The organism is Luteibacter sp. OK325 (assembly GCF_003050935.1).
GTDB lineage: Bacteria > Pseudomonadota > Gammaproteobacteria > Xanthomonadales > Rhodanobacteraceae > Luteibacter.
In genome coordinates this window covers 825,253-844,758 of the sequence record NZ_QAOX01000002.1, presented here as the reverse complement: position 1 = coordinate 844,758, position 19,506 = coordinate 825,253, and the positions used below count along the sequence as shown (strand labels likewise).

Annotated in this window: 15 protein-coding genes and 1 pseudogene; 5 read left to right on the top strand and 11 right to left on the bottom strand. The window is 64.3% G+C overall.

Features of this window, described 5'->3' with window-relative positions:
* The first annotated feature begins 136 nt into the window (after window positions 1-136).
* Window positions 137-991, top strand: a pseudogene (locus C8J98_RS07540) (SDR family oxidoreductase).
* Between the two features lie 148 nt (window positions 992-1,139).
* Here C8J98_RS07540 and C8J98_RS07535 read toward each other — a convergent pair.
* From C8J98_RS07535 to C8J98_RS07520, 4 genes are all read right to left on the bottom strand, one after another.
* Window positions 1,140-3,308 (bottom strand): AsmA family protein, encoded by a 2,169-nt coding sequence (locus C8J98_RS07535; RefSeq protein ID WP_107912656.1) that lies wholly within the window; start codon window positions 3,306-3,308, stop codon window positions 1,140-1,142.
* Between the two features lie 118 nt (window positions 3,309-3,426).
* On the bottom strand, window positions 3,427-4,185 hold the full coding sequence (locus C8J98_RS07530; protein ID WP_107912506.1) for a siderophore-interacting protein: 759 nt from the start codon (window positions 4,183-4,185) through the stop codon (window positions 3,427-3,429).
* The gene (locus tag C8J98_RS07525; RefSeq protein WP_107912504.1) at window positions 4,182-4,793 is read right to left on the bottom strand and encodes a PadR family transcriptional regulator; all 612 of its coding nucleotides are present in this window, start codon (window positions 4,791-4,793) and stop codon (window positions 4,182-4,184) included. Before C8J98_RS07525 ends, C8J98_RS07530 begins: the two co-directional genes overlap by 4 nt.
* 389 nt (window positions 4,794-5,182) lie before the next feature.
* Window positions 5,183-6,157, bottom strand: coding sequence for a thioredoxin family protein (locus tag C8J98_RS07520; protein ID WP_107912503.1), 975 nt, complete (start codon window positions 6,155-6,157; stop codon window positions 5,183-5,185).
* 115 nt (window positions 6,158-6,272) lie between these two features.
* On the opposite strand from C8J98_RS07520, the gene C8J98_RS07515 reads away from it, so the two are divergent.
* On the top strand, window positions 6,273-7,790 hold the full coding sequence (locus tag C8J98_RS07515; protein WP_107912501.1) for a fumarate hydratase: 1,518 nt from the start codon (window positions 6,273-6,275) through the stop codon (window positions 7,788-7,790).
* Between the two features lie 220 nt (window positions 7,791-8,010).
* On the opposite strand, the gene C8J98_RS07510 is transcribed toward C8J98_RS07515, so the two are convergent.
* From C8J98_RS07510 to C8J98_RS07485, 6 genes are all read right to left on the bottom strand, one after another.
* Window positions 8,011-9,048 carry an acetate/propionate family kinase gene (locus tag C8J98_RS07510; protein WP_199229843.1) on the bottom strand — a complete coding sequence of 346 codons (1,038 nt, stop codon included), beginning with the start codon at window positions 9,046-9,048 and terminating at the stop codon, window positions 8,011-8,013.
* Window positions 9,045-11,420 carry a phosphoketolase family protein gene (locus C8J98_RS07505; RefSeq protein WP_107912499.1) on the bottom strand — a complete coding sequence of 792 codons (2,376 nt, stop codon included), beginning with the start codon at window positions 11,418-11,420 and terminating at the stop codon, window positions 9,045-9,047. The genes C8J98_RS07510 and C8J98_RS07505 overlap by 4 nt, the downstream gene beginning before the upstream one ends.
* A 99-nt stretch (window positions 11,421-11,519) precedes the next feature.
* Entirely contained in the window at window positions 11,520-11,939 is a 420-nt protein-coding gene (locus C8J98_RS07500; protein WP_107912498.1) for a nuclear transport factor 2 family protein, read from the bottom strand.
* 22 nt (window positions 11,940-11,961) lie between these two features.
* On the bottom strand, window positions 11,962-12,930 hold the full coding sequence (locus C8J98_RS07495; protein ID WP_107912496.1) for an aldo/keto reductase: 969 nt from the start codon (window positions 12,928-12,930) through the stop codon (window positions 11,962-11,964).
* On the bottom strand, window positions 12,927-14,030 hold the full coding sequence (locus C8J98_RS07490) for a type III polyketide synthase (protein ID WP_107912494.1): 1,104 nt from the start codon (window positions 14,028-14,030) through the stop codon (window positions 12,927-12,929). The genes C8J98_RS07495 and C8J98_RS07490 overlap by 4 nt, the downstream gene beginning before the upstream one ends.
* A 198-nt stretch (window positions 14,031-14,228) precedes the next feature.
* Complete coding sequence (locus C8J98_RS07485; protein ID WP_107912493.1) at window positions 14,229-15,101, bottom strand: restriction endonuclease; 873 nt, start codon at window positions 15,099-15,101, stop codon at window positions 14,229-14,231.
* A gap of 195 nt (window positions 15,102-15,296) precedes the next feature.
* Between C8J98_RS07485 and C8J98_RS07480 the strand changes: the two genes are divergently transcribed.
* A complete protein-coding gene (locus tag C8J98_RS07480; RefSeq protein WP_146171597.1) occupies window positions 15,297-15,842 on the top strand; it encodes a hypothetical protein in 546 nt (181 codons plus the stop codon).
* Between the two features lie 165 nt (window positions 15,843-16,007).
* On the opposite strand, the gene C8J98_RS07475 is transcribed toward C8J98_RS07480, so the two are convergent.
* A complete protein-coding gene (locus tag C8J98_RS07475; RefSeq protein WP_107912489.1) occupies window positions 16,008-17,060 on the bottom strand; it encodes an HDOD domain-containing protein in 1,053 nt (350 codons plus the stop codon).
* A gap of 95 nt (window positions 17,061-17,155) precedes the next feature.
* Here C8J98_RS07475 and C8J98_RS07470 point away from each other — a divergent pair, with 95 nt between their 5' ends.
* Together C8J98_RS07470 and C8J98_RS07465 are read left to right on the top strand one after the other, a co-directional pair.
* On the top strand, window positions 17,156-18,019 hold the full coding sequence (locus tag C8J98_RS07470) for a pseudouridine synthase (protein WP_107912487.1): 864 nt from the start codon (window positions 17,156-17,158) through the stop codon (window positions 18,017-18,019).
* A 46-nt stretch (window positions 18,020-18,065) separates the two neighbouring features.
* Window positions 18,066-19,463 carry a DHA2 family efflux MFS transporter permease subunit gene (locus C8J98_RS07465; RefSeq protein ID WP_107912485.1) on the top strand — a complete coding sequence of 466 codons (1,398 nt, stop codon included), beginning with the start codon at window positions 18,066-18,068 and terminating at the stop codon, window positions 19,461-19,463.
* The last annotated feature ends 43 nt before the right edge of the window (window positions 19,464-19,506 follow it).

Sequence of the window (19,506 nt, the reverse complement as noted above, 5' to 3'; positions counted from 1 at the left end):
ACAAAGGGCATTACAGCGCGCCCGATTCGGCAGATATCTAGGCCACAAACATCGAAACTACGTTTCCGGCCGCGGCTACAACCGATGGGTAAGAAAGGAAGTGATGAGCGCCATGGGTTTTCTCAAGGAGTGAGTGATGGCAAAGCAGCCCGAAAGTCCGTTGCGTGACTCGATCGTGCTTATTACAGGTGGTGGCCGCGGCATCGGTCGCTTGTATGCACGCCGCCTTGCGGCCGAGGGTGCCGTGGTGGTGCTTGTCGCGCGTTCCGCCCTTGAACTCAAGGACGTTGCGAGATCGATAAAGGCCGAGGGTGGAAAGGTTGCCACCTACGTGGTGGACGTGACCAGGAAGACCGCGGTGCGGTGAGTCGTTGCAAGAATCGAAGAGAAGATCGGCCCGATCGATGTGTTGATAAACAACGCCGGCGTCCGTGGCCCCATCGGTAATGCGTGGGAGTGCGACTGGGATGCCTGGTGGAGCGCTATCGAAGTGAACCTTGGTGGCGCCGCCGTGTGTAGCCACGTGGTGATTCCGAAAATGGCAGAACGCCGACGGGGTCGTGTAGTGAACATCGTCAGCGAAGCGGGGGCGTTTCGCTGGCCTACGGTCTCTGCCTATTCGGTTTCCAAGGCCGCGCTGATCAAGTTCAGCGAGAACCTGGCCTCGGAGTGCCGGGATTTCTCGCTGAGCGTGTTTGCGTACCATCCGGGGTTCCTTCCCCTTGGGCTGGCAACCGAAGCGATGGAGTTGCTTGCTTCGAAGAGTCCTGCTGAAGCGAAGGTCGCTGCGTGGTGTCGCGCGCAACTTGAATCTGGCAAAGCGGCTTCGCCGGAGGAGTCGGCTGAGAAGCTGGTCTTGTTGTTGTCGGGAGCGTATGACGGGCTGAGCGGACGGTATGTCACCGTGTACGACGACCTGGATGTCCTGACGGAGCGTGTCAAGGAGGAGGTCGTGTCGAAGGACTACCGGATGCTACGAGCCAGCGCGTGATTTTCCTGGCCCTATCTGTGGGAGCCGATTCATCGGCGAAGGCCGCGGCGGCAGCCAATCTTCCGGGCGGTCCCATCGCCGCTGAAGCGGCTCCCACAACGAGCATCGCCGCTGAAGCGGCTCCCACGGGAGGCAAGGGCCGTGGGCATTATTTCTTCCTGGCGTCGGCCTGGGCCTGGGTTTTGCCGGGGGGTGGGGCTTTGGGCGGGGCGCTCTTGAGATCGTCGAGGAGGGGCTTGCACTGGGTGGCGTCGGCCTTGCCGCTTTCGGGGACGGCGAGGGCGGCGATGGCAGCGACCGGAGCGGCGAAGACGGCGAGCGCGACGGCACCGCCGCCGCGCAGGATCAAGGGTCCCGGATGCACGCCGACAGACGGGTTCTTCATCGTCCCATGCACATACAGCGGCGAGCGCAGCGAGAAAAGGCGGAAGCCCTTCGTGTGCGGCACGATATCGAGGTTGAGCTTCTCGCTCTTGAAGTCGATGTCACCGGTGACGTTGATCAGCGCCTTCTCGGTATCGAAGGCGAACAGCTTCGAGTTCATGTCGCCATTGGTGGTGACGAGGTCGGCCGCCATGCAATTGATCTTGACCGTCTCGTCGCCGAACAGCTTGTTCACTGCGTAGCTGCCGACATTCAGACCGGCAAGTTCAAGTAGCGAACTGCTGACAGCGCCGTCGTTGATCAACAACTTGATCTCACCATTCGAGCTCCCGAGCAGGGCAGCAGGTGAATTGCCCACGGCCGTCAGGGAGGCGTCGCCGTTGAGCTCACCCAGCGTCGTATCGCCGGGCGCCAGTTTCGGGAACAACTCTTTCAGCTTCAGGTGGCGCGCGCCCATGTTGAACGTGCCCTTCATCGGCGTGGTCGAGCCGTCCACATGGATGTTGCTGCCGACGGTGCCGCCGGCCACGCCGAACTTCAGCGGGTCGAGGGCAAGCCTTCCGTCCTTCATGATGAGATGGGTGTAGAGGTTATCCACCGGCAGGCGATCGCCATGGATGATCTTCACCCCGGTAAATTCGACATCGGCATCCATCGCGTTCCAGCGATCGGTCTTGAACGGCTCAACCGGCAGCACCTTGTCGTCCGGCTGCTTCACCGCATCGCCGCGCTCGGCCTTCTCTTCGTTCGAACCGCCACCGACCAGAGGGGCGAGATCGCTGAAGAGCAATTGGTTGGACTTCAGCGCGCCGGTCAGGCTCGGGCGCGGGCCACCGGTGTTGAAGGTAAGACTGCCGGCGAGGTCGCTGCCGCCGACCTTGCCGGTGAAATGGTCATAAGTGAAGACGCTCGCGCCTTTCTTGAGGTTGGCCTTGAGATGGCCTTCCGTCGCGAACGGCGGCGTATCCGGCAGGGTCACGCCGGTGAGGTCGTAGAGGTGCGACATGCTCGTGCCCGAGAACCACAGGCGGATATCGAGCGCGCCGACATTGAGCGGGTCGGTCAGGGTGCCGACGAAGGCGATATGCGTATCGCCGAAGCGCGCATCGGCCTGCACGGGGAAGGGGCGATTGGCATCGCGCAGGGCAAGCACGCCACCGGTCTTCGCGCTGGCCTTGACGGTAGACTTCTTATACGTACCTTTGGCCTCCCAGGCGAACAGGTAGACCTGCTTCTTTTTGGTCTCGTCCTCGCGATCCTTATCGCCCGCACCGGATTTCGCCAGCGTTTTCGTCGTGGCGCCGTTGGTCTTCGCCGCCTGGGCGCGCGAATCTTTCTCCTGCTGGGCCATGATCTCGTCGAACGGAATGCCCTTGCCCAGCGGCGTCACGTCGATGCCCATGGCGATCTGATTGGTCGCATCGTTGAAATCGATATGCCCCTTGTCGAAGGCGATCGCATTCAGCTCGAGCTGCCATTCGGACGGCCCGGAGCTTTCGGGCATCTTAAACGTCCAGGTGTTGTCGCCGTTCTTCACGCGTTCCAGGTCGATGTTCGGCTGGCCCAGGCGGATCTCCGGCACGACGATGCGATGGGAGATGAGCGGAAACGGCGAAAGGCGGAACTGCAAGGACTGCAGCGTGGCGAACTGTTTCGTCTTCGCCCAGTCGGGATTGGCCACGGTGATGTCGAGCGCGGTGAAGTGCGGCCACGGGATCAGGCTCACCAGCCCGTCTTCGCCGGGCTCGCGCGACCAGTGCGCGGAGAGGTCTCCGTTGATGGCGAAAGGCCGGCCGATGGCCTCGGAGACCTTCTCGTTGATCGTCGGTTTAAGCCTGTTCCAGTCGAACAGGGCAATAAACAGGATGATCACGATGATCAGCAGGACCAGGATCCCCACCACCCACGCCACTATCTTCCTTCCACGCCGCATCATGTCGCCTCCACTCCCATAACGGTGACAGAGGTAACCGGTGGGCTGGCAAGGTTATGTGTTTGCGGAAGGGGCCGGTTAAGCGACGTGTAGCTGGTGTGATCGACCCGCGCCACGCTCAATCGGTCTGCCAGTACCCCGTCGCCTTCACCCAGTCCTTGTCGATGCCGCGCTTCTCGACCAGCAGCGAACGCAGCGCGCGTGCACGCATGGACTCGACAGCGACCCACCAGAAGGTGTCACCTGCCGGGATCGGCAGCGCCGCGAGGGCCCCATCCATTGAGGGCGATTCACCGCGAACGAACCAGCGCACATCGCGACGGAGCGATTGCTTCTCCTCGAGCGAGGTGATTTCGGCAAACACCGTGACAGGCGTGCTCGCCGGCATTTCCTCGAGCCAGCGGCCAATGGCGGGCAGGGCGGTTTCGTCGCCGACCAGCACGTAGTGGTCGTAGTCGTCGGGGATGACCATGGATCCACGCGGGCCGCCGACGCCGAGCTTATCGCCGACTTTGACTGACTCCGCCCATGTGGAGGCCGGGCCTTCGCCGTGCAGCACGAAGTCGAGGTCGAGCTCGTTGGTGGCAGCGTCGTAACGGCGCGGCGTGTAATCGCGTGCCGGAGACGGCGTGACGCCTTCGGGATAGACGGGGCCGTCCGGGCCCATCGTCGGGCGGTTGATCGCGCCATCTTCGACCGGTAGGAACACCTTGACGTGGTCGTCCGGCGAAGCGGAGACGAAGCCTTGCAGGTCTGCACCGGTGAGGGTGACGCGGACCATGTGCGGCGTGAGTCGTGTCACCTGCTTGACGTCGAGCAGGCGCATCTTCAGTTCGTGGCGCACGCGCTGGATGGCATGCCGTTCGGTTGCGCTCATGCGTTGCGCTCCGCGATGGCCTTTGCCGCGGCGTGGATGATGCCAGCGACGCGTTTGGTTTCGGCGTCATCCCAGCTCTTGTGGTGGTTCATGAGCTGGTGCTTGATCGTGTGCATGGCTTCGCGGATGCCATCCGGCACGCCCATGCGACGCATGTGGCGGGACATCACCTGGAGGCGCTCGGTGAGGGCTTCGAGGGTGTCGCGGTTTTCCTGGAGGAATTTGCTGCCGGCTTCGGTGATGGCGTAGAGCTTCTTGCCGCCGGTCTCGGCTTCCACGCGGGCGTAACCGAGCTCTTCGAGCATGGTCAGGGTCGGGTAGATGGCGCCGGGGCTGGGGCTGTACTGGCCCTCGAACATCTCTTCGATGGTGCGGATGAGCTCGTAGCCGTGGCGCGGCTGCTCTTCGATAAGGGCCAGCAGCAGCAGGCGCAGGTCGCCGGTGCCGAACATGCGGCCGCCGCCGAAACGCCCGCCACCGCGCCCGCCGCGCATGCCATCACGGTCGTCGAAGCCGAACGGGCCGCCGCCGAAGCGACCACCGCGGCCCATGGCCATGGCGGCCATCTTGTCGTGGAAGCGGTGTTTGGCATCGTGGAAAAAGTGCATGGGTGTTCTCCGATGTATCGTACGTAGTGATCGTACGATATATCTTAAGAAACACTCTTGGCAAGTGGCCAGGGCCGTGGCGGCCTTGTGGGAGCCGCTTCAGCGGCGATGCCTTTGCTCGGTAGGAGCCGCTTCAGCGGCGATGCCTTTGCTCTGGTGGGAGCCGCTTCAGCGGCGATGCCTTTGCTCGGTAGGAGCCGCTTCAGCGGCGATGCCTTTGCTCGGTAGGAGCCGCTTCAGCGGCGATGCCTTTGCTCGGTAGGAGCCGCTTCAGCGGCGATGGCCGCGAAGCGGCCGCCAGGGTGTCGCAAGCACCAATCGCCGATGAATCGGCTCCCACAAAGGGCATCGCCGATGAATCGGCTCCCACAGAAATGCGCGCCTCGCGGTTAGCCGAAGGTGAAGGTGAACATGTGGAAATTCGCCTTCGGGATCTTGATCGTGAGGATGTGATCCTTGTAACCGTCGCCGTCGAACAGGGTGTAGAGCTTGCTGGCCTGCACGGTAACGGCGGGCTGGGGTTTGCCGTCCACGGCCACGTCAACGGTGACCGGGTCGTTGGCGCTGGCGACCATGTGGACCATCTTCGCCTTGAAGTGCAGGCGAATTTCACCTGAGGCGCCGACCAGGCTGGCGTTGTCGCGGCCGATTTCCCAGCGTCCGACCAGGGCGAACTTGTTGAGCTCCAGGCGGGAAGGCGCGGTGAAGTCGCGCGTGCCGGTGTCCTTGCCCTCGGGGCTGCCGTTGTTCTCGCTGCGATCGGCGCCGAAATACATTTCCGGCGAGCCCAGCTGGGCGAAGTCCGGGGCGTCCTTGTCGGTTTCGGCCTTGGCGTCGGCGTCGGCCAGGCGCGGCAGCCCGAGCAGGGTGCGGATCGCGTTCTCCATATCCATGTAATTGCCTTCGCCGTAGTGGTGCGCGACGACGTTGCCGCGCTGGTCCACCAGGTATTCGGCTGGCCAGTACTTGTTGTCCCAGGCGTCCCAGGTTTCCAGGTCGTTGTCCTGGGCCACCGGGTACTTGATGCCGAAACGGGCGATGGCATCACGGACGTTGCCTTCCTGCTTCTCGAACGGGAATTCGGGCGAATGCACGCCGATGATCACCAGGCCCTTGTCCTTGTACTGGTCGTACCAGTGGGTGACGTGGGGCAGGGTGCGCAGGCAGTTGATGCAGGAGTAGGTCCAGAAGTCGATCAGGACCACCTTGCCGCGCAGTCCCTTCATGGTCAGCGGCGCGGAGTTGTGCCACTTGGCAATCCCGGTGAACTCGGGCGCGGTCTGGGCGGCCGTCGCCGGTCCGGCCGCGGCCAGGGCGGCCAGGGCGACAAACAGGGCGAGGAAAGCGAGGCGGATCTGACGCATGGAAACTCCGTGTTTTCTGGGTGCCGTGAATAGACCGGCCAACTTGCCGGCACCTTACACCGGCAGGTGCGCTAAAATCCGTGCTTTGCCAGCCTCGCGAGCCAGCCGTAGCGCCATGACCTCGATCAAGCAGGACGACCTCATCCAGAGCGTCGCAGACGCCCTCCAGTACATCTCGTACTACCACCCGGTCGACTACATCCGGAACCTGTCCGCCGCCTACGAGCGCGAAGAGTCTCCGGCTGCCAAGGACGCCATCGCCCAGATCCTCATCAACTCGCGCATGTGCGCCGAGGGCCACCGGCCGATCTGCCAGGACACCGGCATCGTCACCGTCTTCCTCAAGGTGGGCATGAACGTGCGCTGGGACGACGCCAGCATGGGCGTCGAGGACATGGTCAACGAAGGCGTGCGTCGCGCCTATAACCATCCGGACAACAAGCTGCGCGCTTCCGTGCTCGCTGATCCCGCCGGCAAGCGCATGAATACGCGTGACAACACGCCGGCCGTGGTCAACGTGACGATCGTTCCCGGGGACAAGCTCGACGTCATCGTCGCCGCGAAGGGCGGCGGTTCGGAAGCCAAGTCCAAGTTCGCCATGCTCAATCCCTCCGACTCCATCGTGGACTGGGTGCTGAAGACCGTGCCGACGATGGGCGCCGGCTGGTGCCCGCCGGGCATGCTCGGCATCGGCATCGGTGGCACCGCCGAGAAAGCAATGCTGCTGGCGAAGGAGGCGCTCATGGAGCCGATCGACATCGTCGACCTGATCGCCCGTGGCCCGTCCAACCGCGCCGAAGAGCTGCGCCTTGAGTTGTACGAGAAGGTCAACGCGCTCGGCATCGGCGCGCAGGGCCTGGGTGGCCTCACCACCGTGCTCGACATCAAGGTGAAGGATTACCCGACCCACGCAGCCAACCTGCCGGTCGCGCTGATCCCGAACTGCGCCGCCACGCGCCACGCGCACTTCGTGCTCGACGGTTCGGGTCCGGTCGCGCTCGATCCGCCGTCGCTGGAAGACTGGCCGAAGCTCACCTACGACTCCTCGAAGGGTCGTCGCGTGAACCTCGACACGATCACTCGCGAAGAAGTGCAGAGCTGGAAGCCGGGCGAGACCATCCTGCTCAACGGCAAGCTGCTCACCGGCCGCGATGCCGCGCACAAGCGCATGATCGACATGCTCAACCGAGGCGAAGCGCTGCCGGTCGACTTCACCAATCGCTTCATCTACTACGTGGGTCCGGTGGATCCTGTGCGTGACGAAGTGGTCGGTCCCGCTGGCCCGACCACGGCCACGCGCATGGACAAGTTCACGCGGCAGATGCTCGAGACGACCGGGCTGCTTGGCATGGTCGGTAAGAGCGAGCGTGGCCCCACCGCTATCGACGCGATTCGCGATAACAAGGCGGTCTACCTGATGGCCGTGGGTGGCGCCGCTTACCTGGTGTCGAAGGCGATCAAGGCTTCGCGTGTGCTGGCCTTTGAAGACCTCGGTATGGAAGCGATCTACGAGTTCGAGGTGAAGGACATGCCGGTGACGGTGGCTGTCGACAGTGCTGGTTCGTCGGTGCATATCTCCGGGCCGAAGGAATGGCAGTCGCGGATCGGGAAGATTCCGGTGGTTGTTGTCTGAGGGCATCGCCGATGAATCGGCTCCCACATACAGCCGCTCCGTAGCCAGCTCAGTGTGGGAGCCGCTTCAGCGGCGATGGCTCCATGTAGGAGCCGATTTATCGGCGATGGCCGCGAAGCGGCCGCCAGGGTGTTGCGAGCACCCATTCGCCGATGAATCGGCTCCCACATAGAGCATCGCCGATGAATCGGCTCCCACAAAAAGCACAGCCTCCTACCAGTCAGGCGGTGGCCAGCTTCCAGGTGTGACGGGCGATCTGTTCATCCTCCTCCGTGGGGATGACGCGGGAGTCGAAGTTGCCGATCCACTGCAGGCCGGCGAGGATGGCATCGCGGGTTACCGCGTCGTTCTCGCCGATACCTCCGGTGAAGACCAGCAGGTCGATACCACCTAGCGAGGTGATCATCCCCGCGATGTGCTTGCGTGCCACGTGCACGAACACATCCAGTGCGAGATGCGACGCCGTGTTGTCCATCTTGTGCAACTCGCGCATATCGCTCGTGCCGCCCGATAAGCCTTTCAATCCCGACTCGCGATCGACCAGCGTTTCCAGACGCTTGGCGTCGAAGCCGCGCTCGCGCATGAGATAAAGCAACACACCCGGATCCAGATCCCCCGGACGCGTGCCCATCACGATGCCTCCCGTCGGTGTCAGTCCCATTGTCGTATCGATCGATTTGCCATCGCGCACCGCGCACAGGCTGGCGCCGTTGCCCAGATGCGCGATGACGAGGCGGGAAGGCACGGCATCGCCGAGCTGGCGCACGATGGACTCGTACGACAGGCCGTGGAAGCCGTAACGCTCGATGCCACCCGCTCGCAGGTCTGCAGGCAAGGGCAGGGTACGGGTTACTTCGGGCATGGTCGCGTGGAAGGCGGTGTCGAAACAGGCTACCTGCGGCACACCCGGAAAAGCCACGCGGCAACGCTTCACCATCTGCACCGCCGCCGGCACATGTAACGGCGCGAACGCACGCGCTTCATCGAGATGCACCATCAGCTGCTCGTCGATACGCGCATGCGCGCGGACGTTGGGCCCGCCGTGCACAAGACGATGGCCAATCGCGTCCGGCGCCGGCAGCCCGCGATCGCGAAGGCTGCCGACAATGGTGGCCACCGGATCGCTGCCGGCGCCTGCCGATTCGGTCTGCTCGCTCAACAAGGCTTCGCACGTATCGCCATCGACACGATACAGCCCGTACTTCAGCGACGAAGATCCGGTATTGAGGGCGAGCACATGGCCTGTGGCGATGCTCACTCCGCGAGCTCCTCGGGCTCGGCTTTCCACTGCCAGTCGCGCACATCAGGCAGGTCCTGCCCGTGTTCACTCACGTAGAGCTTGTGGCGCTGGATGTCCGACCAGTAGCGCTGCGTGGCTTTCTCGCGTTCGCCGGCAAGACGCGGCACGCGATTGATCACGTCGAGTGCCAGCTGGAAGCGGTCCATGTTGTTCAGCACCATCATGTCCAGCGCGGTCGTGGTCGTGCCTTCTTCCTTGTACCCACGCACGTGGATGTTGTCGTGGTTGTGCCGGCGGTAAGTGAGCTTGTGGATGATGCCCGGGTAACCATGGAAGGCGAAGATGACTGGCTTGTCCCTGGTGAACAGGTCGTCGAAGACGTCGTCGTCCATGCCGTGCGGATGTTCGTCCGGGGTTTCCAGCGACATCAGGTCCACCACGTTCACCATGCGAATGCGGATGTCCGGCACGTAGTCGCGCAACAGCATGATCGCGGCGAGCACTTCCACGGTGGGTGCATCGCCGGCGGATGCCATCACGACATCGGGATCTTCCTCGCCACGACCGGCCCACGACCAGATGCCTGCACCAGCGGTGCAATGGCGCACGGCGCTTTCCATATCGAGCCACTGCCAGTCCGGCTGCTTGCCGGCGATGATCACGTTGACGTAGTGCCGGCTACGCAGGCAATGGTCGGCGACCGAGAGCAGGCAGTTCGCATCCGGCGGCAGGTAGACGCGCACGATCTCGGACTTCTTGTTGGCGACATGGTCGATGAAGCCCGGATCCTGGTGCGAGAAGCCGTTGTGATCCTGGTGCCACACATGCGAGCTCAACAGATAATTGAGCGAAGCGATCGGCGGCCGCCAGGACATCTTGCGCGTGACCTTGAGCCACTTCGCGTGCTGGTTGAACATCGAATCGATGATGTGGATGAAGGCTTCGTAGCAGGAAAAGAAGCCGTGCCTGCCGGTGAGCAGGTAGCCTTCGAGCCAGCCCTGGCACTGGTGCTCGCTGAGCACCTCCATCACGCGGCCCTCGGGCGAGAGGTTCTCGTCGACGCCTTCGTACTCGGCCAGCCAGGTCTTGCCGCTGACTTCGTAGATCGCTTCCAGGCGGTTCGACGCCGTCTCATCCGGACCGAATACGCGGAAGGTCTGCATGTTCTGCTGCATCACGCCGCGCAGGAACTTACCGAGCACGCGCGTCGCTTCGGCCTTGTGGTCGCCGGGTGTCCTGACGTCCTCGGCGAAGGGACGGAAGTGCGGCATGTGCAATTGCTTCAGCAGCAAGCCGCCATTGGCATGCGGATTCATGCCCATGCGTCGCTGGCCGCGCGGCGCAAGCGAAGCGTATTCCTCGCGGAACTGCCCGCGCTCGTCGAACAGCTCGTGGGCGTCGTAGCTCTTCATCCAGTCTTCGAGAATCTTCAGGTGACCCTCGTTGTCGAACTTGTCGATGGGCACCTGATGCGCGCGCCACGTACCTTCCACCGGCTTGCCATCGACCACCTTCGGGCCGGTCCAGCCCTTGGGGCTGCGCAGCACGATCATCGGCCAGCGCGGACGCTTCGCCTCGGAGGCCTTGCCCTCGCGCGCTTCGGTCTGGATACGCCGGATCTCGTCCAGGCAGGTATCGAGCGCCGCAGCGAAGGCCTGGTGCATCGGCTCGAACTCGTGGCCTTCGACGAAGTGCGGCTCATAGCCGTAGCCGCGCATGAGGTCACGCAGTTCTTCCGGTTCGATGCGCGCGAGCACCGTGGGATTGGCGATCTTGAAGCCGTTGAGGTGGAGGATCGGCAGGACCGCGCCGTCGCGCACGGGATTGAGGAACTTGTTCGAATGCCAGCCGGTAGCCAGCGCGCCGGTTTCGGCTTCGCCGTCGCCGACAACACAACTCACGATCAGGTCGGGATTGTCGAAGGCCGCGCCGAAGGCATGTGACAGCGAATACCCGAGTTCGCCACCTTCGTGGATGGAACCCGGCGTTTCCGGCGCCACATGGCTGGGGATGCCATAAGGCCAGGAAAACTGGCGGAACAGCTCGCGCATGCCGGCTACGCTGCGGTCGATATGCGGATAAATCTCGGTATACGAACCTTCGAGGTAGGTGTGTGCCACCAGGCCGGGGCCGCCATGACCGGGGCCGATCACGTAGATCATGTTGAGATCGCGCTCGACGATCGCGCGATTGAGATGGGTGTAAATGAAGTTCAGGCCCGTGGTCGTACCCCAGTGACCGAGCAGGCGATGCTTGAGGTGCTCCCTGGCGAGGGGCTCGTCCAGCATGGGGTTGTCACGGAGGTAGATCTGGCCAACGGTGAGGTAGTTGGCGGCGCGCCAGTAGGCGTGCATGCGGCGTAGGAGGTCGGGCGCGAGCGTCTCGGACATGGGGAGCTTTCCAGGCGACGGGGACTCCCTTGAGCGTATGCGGCAGGGGATTGCGTCGGCGTGAAAGAACGGGCCCTATTTGCGCCGCACAACCCTGGGTCAGCCTCGTACCCAGGTACTCTCTTCCGGGGCATCGCCACGCATGAAGGCATCGAGTTCCGCAATGTCGTACGAGTTCTCCCAGTGCTCAAGGATGCATCCGTCACGAAAGCGCCACAGGCCGCAGAACGGCATGCCGATCTCGCTGCCTCCCCGTCGGGCGCGAATGCTGCCAAGGACGGCACCGAAATAGTCGTTGGCGACGATACTGTCCACCCTCATGGTCAACGTTCGCCCGCTCTCACGAAGGAGTGCCTGCATCTTTTCGACCACCGCGGCCTTGCCGTAAATGCGGCCAGGGTCTCCGGCCTGGCGCTGGGCGGTATGCAGGACCATGTCCTCGTCGGCATGGCGTTCGATGCGGCGGAGATCCTCGTAGATGGACCTGAGCGTGGCGATGTTGGGATGCAGTGTCGACATGGGAGGCTCCGGGCAGGTGGCATCAGTGGGCGGCGGCAGCGGACCGCGCCGGCGCCTTCCGCACGGGGCGCCAACTGGGTAGGCCTGCCTGATCGACGGCCCTGGCGATCGAGCGCAGGTCGTCCCGACTAAGGACCACTTGCGTCGCAACGGCGTTCTCCTTCAGATGCGGGACCGAGGTGGTGCCGGGTATCAGGAGGATGTTCGGTGAGCGGTGTAGCAACCAGGCGAGCGCGAGTTGCGAGGGGGTGATCTTCCAACGCTTCGCGATGGGTTCCAGCGCGCTACCGATCCCGACAAGTCCGCCGTGACCGAGCGGAAACCACGGAATAAACGCGATATCGTGCTTTGTGGCGTAGTCCAGTACGTTGTCGTCCGCGCGATCGGCGAGGTTGTAAAGATTCTCGATGGCGACGATGCGCGCGGTCTCCTGCGCTCTCTTGAGCTGCCTGACGCTTACGCCCGGCTGGTTCGACAGGCCGATATGGCGGATCTTGCCCTGCTCCTGCAGGCGGACCAGTTCACCCAGGCTCTCGGCAAGCGGCACCTTCGGATCGATGCTGTGCAACTGGTACAGCGCGATGCAATCCACGCCCAGCCGGCGCAGGCTCAGCTCCACTTGCTGGCGCAGGTATCGCGGATCGCCCAGGGGTTGAATGTACGGTGCCCCCGGTGCGTCATGGATCCAGTCCAGCTTGCCTGACCGAAGCATGCCGCCCTTGGTGCAGATCACCAGATCCTTGGGGTAGGGATGCAACGCCTTGCGGATGATCTCCTCGTTGTCCCCTGGGCCGTAAGAGTCAGCGGTGTCGATGAAGTTGATGCCAAGCTCGTATACCGCGTGGCGTAGCACCTGGATGGCGTTGCGCTCGTCGGCGGGCGGTCCCCACATGCCGTAGCCGGTGAGGTGCATGGCACCGTAGCCAAGGCGGTTGACCGGGAGATCGCCGCCGAGAAGAAACGGCTGGGACAGGGCGGGGTTCGTGCTCATGTCATCGCTTCCTTGCGGATGAGGTGGGATGTTTGCTGGGCGGGACGTTCCGGATGCCCGCACCAGTGGCCGAGGGTGATTTCGGCGGTGATCCCCGGACCGAATCCCGCGATGAGGCCATGCGCGCCGGGGGACGCACCGCCGGCCTCGAAAAAGCGGCGAAGCGCATCTAAGACGACCGCGGAGGCGATGTTGCCGTACTCCATCAACGTGGCCCTGCTGTGCTGGAACATGGCTGGCGCGACGCCGAGAAAATGCGAGAGATCGTCCAGGATGCGCGGACCGCCCGCATGGATGATGTAGAAATCCAGGGCGCCGGCATCCCAGCCGAATTCGGCGGCGACGGAGCGCAGTTCGGGGGCAAGCTGTTCCATCGTGCCCGGTACGCGGCGATCGAGCTGGAAGTGAAAGCCCGTCGCCTTGATCGCGTAAGAAATCCAGTCTTCGGTGCCGCGCACCAGGCGCGATCCATTGCCGGCCAGTCGCACGCCCGTGCCACCCTCGCCGCGCACGACCGCGGCGGCGACAGCGTCGCCGAACAGGCCGTTCGACAGCAGGTTGCCCACTTCCAGATCGGTGGGTTGGTAGCACAGCGAACAGAACTCGCATGCCACCACGAGCACGTGGGCGCCGGGGTAGGCAAGGCAGAAATCGTGGGCGCGGTTGATGGCTGCACCGCCCGCGGCACAACCCATCTGCGCAATGGGTAGCTGACGGGTGTCGGCGCGGAAGCCGAGCTCGTTGATCATCCATGGGATGAGCGAGGGCATGGTGAAGCCGGTACAGGAGACGAAGACGATTGCATCGATGCGATCGGCCGTCAGGTCGGCATGCTTGAGGGCGCGAGCGACGACGTCGGGCACGCGGGCCTTCGCTTCGCGCACGTACACCGCGTTTCGTTGTTCAAATCCCGGGTGCCTGAGCGTGTCTTCGATCGGCTGGACGAGATGGCGCTTGGTCACCTGCGTGTTCTTGATCAGGCGCAGGGCCAGCGGCAGTTGTTCGTGTTTTGCATGGAGCTCGCGTGCGAGTCGCAGCGTGTCATCGAGGGTGATGACGTGCTCGGGAACCGCTACCGCGGGGCGGCAAAGGGTGGCCATGACTTCACTTCCGTGTGAGACGTTTCCCCGTGTCCCTGAGATAGGAAAGGCTAGGCCGCTCGGTGTTATTCATTCGTGACAATGCACGAACGAATCGCCTCCGATAACAGGCACGTTTTCGGGAGGAAACGCGATGAAAGAATCACTTGCCACACGCATGCCGAAACGACGTTTCGATCGCCTTCGGCGAAGCTGCCCTCAGTCGTGCGAACCAAGCTCGCGCGTATTCTGCTCGAGCACTTTCATGCCGTCTTCGCTCTTTTGCCGAGAGGCGCGCTCGCGCTCGGATTTTTCGAGCGCGCGCTGGCGTTCCATCAGCTCGTGTGTCGGCGGCGGGGGCAGGGAAGACGACCCTGGCACGGACACGATGCCCGAGGCGCCGCTGAGCGGCGCCGGTGGCGCGGGCGGCAGATCGCGAATCGGAGCGGGCAGCGGCGCGGCTGCCGGCGTCGCATCCGCCGGCGGTGGCGCCGTGTCCGCCACCGTGTCGTGGCGAGACATGGTCTTCCAGGCGAACAGGCCAAGCAGGACAAGAATGCCGACGCCGAGCAGGACGGGCAGCAGGCGCGAACCGTGCGACGACGTGCGGCGGCGGCGGGCCGCCTTTGCGCTCTTCTTCGCGACCGGTGAGGCCACCGCGCTGCCCGCCACGGGGCTGTCGAGGTGGTCGGGAAGCTTGAGCAACGCGCTCAGCACGTCGCCATCCATCAGCTGCAATCGCGGCTGGCGACGCTGGATGCCGATCGCCTCGGTGCTGAAGCGCCCGCGGGTGACGAGGATGCCCTTCGTCGCCGCCTCGTTGAGCATCACGCTGAGTAGTTCGTTGACCTCCTGCACCTCCACCTCGAGGGCGTCCCAGTGCTTGCACTGGAGAATCACCGACTCGGTGCCGCGGGTCAGGCGCAGGTCGACGCCGGCGGCGAGTGTCTTCAGCGAGGTGGCGGGGGCGTGGTGTTCCACGCGGTAACCCTGGGCGCGGTAATGCTCGGCAAGCAGGTGCTCGAAATCTTGCCAGGTCAGGCGCGCGAGCGCAGCTGTTCCAGCAGCGGAAGTCGGTCGAGCGGAAAACATCGTTGTCGAGGTCCTGCCAGCGATCAGTCCGGCATCATAACCGCTCGCGCGGTCGGGTCTAAAAGGTTATCGGCGTCACGGAACCAGCCTTTAGTCCGTCAAACAGGCGTCTTCACATTCGTGAGCGGTTGCCGCTGCGACGCGCACCCGCTAAATTGGGAGGGTTGTCTCGGGGAAATACAGGGGTTTGAGCACGTGATGAAGTTTGCGGTAACGAAGTTCGCGGTGACCGCCACCGCGGTAATGATGCTGTCCGCTTGCGGCGGCAAGACCATGATCGAAAGCGACATGAGCCGCACCGTGGCGGCAAGCCCGGCCTCGCCGTGGCTTACCCTGGAAAACAAGGGTGACCATGTGATCAACGTCGGCGGCCTGTCCGACTCGGCCAAGGTGCAGGTGTCGCCGGATATCGCCTCCGCGGTCGAGGCCGGGCTGCGCACCTCGCTGCAGCCGAAGTACTTCACCGACCTGATCATCGGCTGCCGCGGCCTGCAGCAGGTCACGGCGGTGCATACGCCGGACGGTGAGCCTTCGGTCGTGACCATGGAGCTGACGGTGAATTGCCGCATCGTCGCCCGTGGCATCGTCGCCTCGAAGGTCTATCACGTCAGCCAGACCGCGCCCGTGCAGACGGATCCGCCGCGTCTGGATACGATCGTGCCGAGTCTGATTAGCGGCGCCTCGAGCAAACTGGCTGATCAGCTGTGGGCGGATGTGGTTGCTACGGGCGTTCGTCGCTGACGGCAGGTGGGTGCGTGGCGAGCACCTATCGCCGCTGAAGCGGCTCCCACAATCGCCGCTGAAGCGGCTCCCACAATCGCCGATGAATCGGCTCCCACAGGTGGATCGGCTCCCACGCTCCCACAGGTGGATCGGGTGCCGGGGGCATCGGGTTCTGCGTGGGGCTCAGGCTTCGGCGGGGGCTGCGGTTCGCAAGGCATCGCGGCAGGCGATCAACTGGGCCTGGGTGAAGGTCTGGCCCGGGCTCGCCAACAGGGCGGAGTCCGGGTCGGCCAGGCCCTGTTCGATCAGTACATCGAGCATCGCCACGCGGCTTGCGGCAAGCAGGGCGCGTCCCAGCGGCGTGCGCGCGCCTGCGTCCGCGGGGTCCGCGCGCTCGGCCAGTGCCTGAACCACGCGCGAGGGGAAGGCCCAGTGACGCGCCGCGTGCAGTGAGAGGCGTTCGATCTGCTGGGCCAGCGCGGCCACCAGGGGACGGCTGAGCGCCGTGGCCCGGGTGTCGTTCTGTTCCTCGAGCTCGAGCAGGATGGTCTGCGCGCCGGTCTGGCTGATCAGGCCGGCAAGGAAGGCTTCGAACGGGTCGCACACGTTGCGGCCCAGATAGATGCAGGCGCGGGCGCAGCGCTCGGCGTGCTCCCACAGGCGCTCGCCGGCGTGCTGGCTGGCACCGCCCATGTTCGTGCGCAGGATAGGGCGCATCACCAGCTGCATCACCACGCGGCGCAGGCCGTCCTGGCCGAGCAGGGTGATCGCCTGGGGCAGGCCGGTCACCGGGCGCGCCGTCTTGAAGAAAGCGCTGTTGGCCACGCGTACGATCTCACCCACCAGCACGGTGTCACGGGCGATCAGCTCGGCCAGCGCATGGCTGTCGCTGTCGTCGTTGCGCAACGAGCGCATCAGCTGGGGCACTACCGAAGGCAGCCGGGGCAGGGAGCCGACATCAAAGCGCTCGCCGCCGAAGGCCTCGCGCACGCGGCGCAGCACGCCCTGCTCGACGGGGGAGAAGGCGGCATCGTCCGAGGGCGAGAGGCCAAGTATCAGGCGATAGAAGCGGTCTTCGATTTCTTCGGGGGCCAGCGCGCTCACGGGCGCCTCCACGGCCACGGGCACGTCGACGACCACCGGCGCGATGGTCACGACGGGGCGTGCGGGCACGAGTTTAGGGGCGGGAGGCGTACTGCCGCCGCCGAACAACTTCCTGAGGAACCGGCCGATCACGCGGAGTGTCTCGATAGGGGGACGGCGCCAGTATAAGCCGCGGCCCGGTGGGAAACACTTGGCGGCGCATGCGCTGGCGAGGTTAGGATGACCCCATGGACCACATGCCCCACAGCAGGATTGCCTTGCCTCCCGGCGGTTGGCCGAGCGTGCTCGATTTTCTGTGCGAGCGCTTCCCGGCGGTCAGCCGCGACGACTGGGAGAACCGCATGGAACGCGGCCTCGTCGAAGCGGACGGCCACCCGGTCGACCACCTCACGCCGTACCGGCCCGGGCACATCGTCACCTACCGGCGCGAGGTCGAAGCCGAGCCGCGCATTCCCTTCGAGGAAACCATCGTCTACCAGGACGACGACCTCGTCGTGGCGGACAAGCCGCACTTCCTGCCGGTGATGCCGGCCGGGCGTTACGTCGAGGAGACCTTGTCGGTGCGCCTGGTCCGCCGCCTCGGCAACCCGGATCTCGTCGCGCTGCACCGGCTCGATCGCGCGACGGCCGGCCTGGTCGTGTTCTCGGCACGGCCGTCCAGTCGCGACGCGTATACACGCCTGTTCCGCGAGCGTGCCATTGCCAAGACCTACGAGGCGCTGGCGGCGCCTTTACCCGGGCTCACCTTTCCGCTTTCCCGCTGCAGCCGCATCGAACGTGGTGAACCGTTCTTCCGCACACGCGAAGTGGAAGGTCCCGCGAACTCAACCACCCACGTGGACGTGATCGAGCGGGGCGACCGCGCCTGGCGTTATCGCCTGGAACCCGTCACCGGACGCAAGCACCAGTTGCGCGTGCATATGGCGGCCATGGGTGCGCCGATCCTGGGGGATCCCATGTATCCCGAGCTGCGTGACGAAGCGGCGGACTTCAGCGAACCGCTCCAGCTGCTGGCACGCGAGCTCAGCTTCATCGATCCCTTCACCGACGAGGAGCGCCGCTTCCTAAGTTTACGTTCACTCGACCTTTGATCCTTGCGGGCGCAAACTATGTGCTTCCCCCGCCACCCCTCCCCGGATGACTCCCGCCCCTGGCTTCCGCACCGTAGCCCTGATCATCGCGAGTGCGATGTTCATGGAGCAGCTGGACGGCACCATCCTGGCCACGGCGTTGCCTTCCATGGCTGAATCGTTCGACGTGTCGCCGCTGCACATGAGCGTGGCGCTCACCTCGTACATGCTCAGCCTCGCGGTGTTCATTCCCGCCAGCGGCGCCATCGCCGATCGCTACGGTTCGCGTAACGTCTTCCGCTCGGCCATCGCGCTTTTCACCATCGGTTCGATTCTCTGCGGGCTCTCCGGCAACCTGCCGCTGCTGGTGCTTTCGCGCCTTCTGCAGGGCATGGGTGGCGCGATGATGGTCCCGGTGGGTCGCCTGGTGCTGCTGCGTTCGGTGCCGAAGTCCGAACTGGTCAGCGCCATGTCGTGGTTGCTCGTGCCGGCACTGATCGGCCCGGTGATCGGGCCGCCGCTGGGTGGTTTCATCGTCACCTGGGCATCGTGGCGCTGGATTTTCTATATCAACGTGCCGATCGGTATCGCCGGCATGTGGCTGGCGACGAAGTACGTGCCCGACGTGCGCATTGCCGAGCGGCAGCGCTTCGACCGTGTGGGCTTCGTGCTGTCGGGCATATCGCTCTCATGCCTGGTGTTCGGGCTGGAGATGGCCAGCCGCGGCGGTACCGCCGGTTCCGCTTCGGCGGGGCTCATGTTTGGCGGGCTCATCGTCGGTGCCGTCTACGTGTGGCATTCGCGCCGCGTGGCGAACCCCATCCTCGACCTGTCGTTGATGCGCTTTCCCACCTTCCGCCTCTCGGTGATCGCCGGTTCGCTCACGCGCATCACGGCGGGGTCCGTGCCGTTCCTGCTGCCGCTGATGATGCAGCTTGGCTTCGGTTTTTCCGCCGCGCACAGCGGCGTGGTGACCTTCGTTTCCGCGCTCGGCGCCATGCTGATGAAGGCTACCGCCGCGCCGGTGCTGCGCATGTGGGGCTTCCGCGCCACCCTGGTCTGGAACGGCGTGCTGTCGATGGTCTGCGTGGCCTTGTGCGCGGCCTTCCGGCCGGACTGGCCGTTGTGGACGATCTACACGATCCTGCTGCTGAGCGGGTTCTTCCAGTCGCTGCAGTTCAGCGCGTACAACACGGTTGCTTACGCGGATATTCCGAGCGAGCGGTTCTCCAGCGCCACCAGTTTCTATACGACGTTCCAGCAGTTGATGCTGTCCGTGGGCATCTGCGTGGCTGCCGCGGCGCTGCATGTATCGGTCACGTGGAACGGGCATGAGCATGCGCAGCTGCCGGATTTCAGCGTGGCGTTTCTGGTGGTGACGTTCGTGTCGTTGATTGCCGCGCCAGTGTGTCTGGCGCTGCCGAGGAATGCCGGGGCTGAGATGAGCGGGCACAGGGGTCGGTAGGATTGCTTTCTGTGAGTGCTTCCTCTGGGAGCTTCGAGCTTCC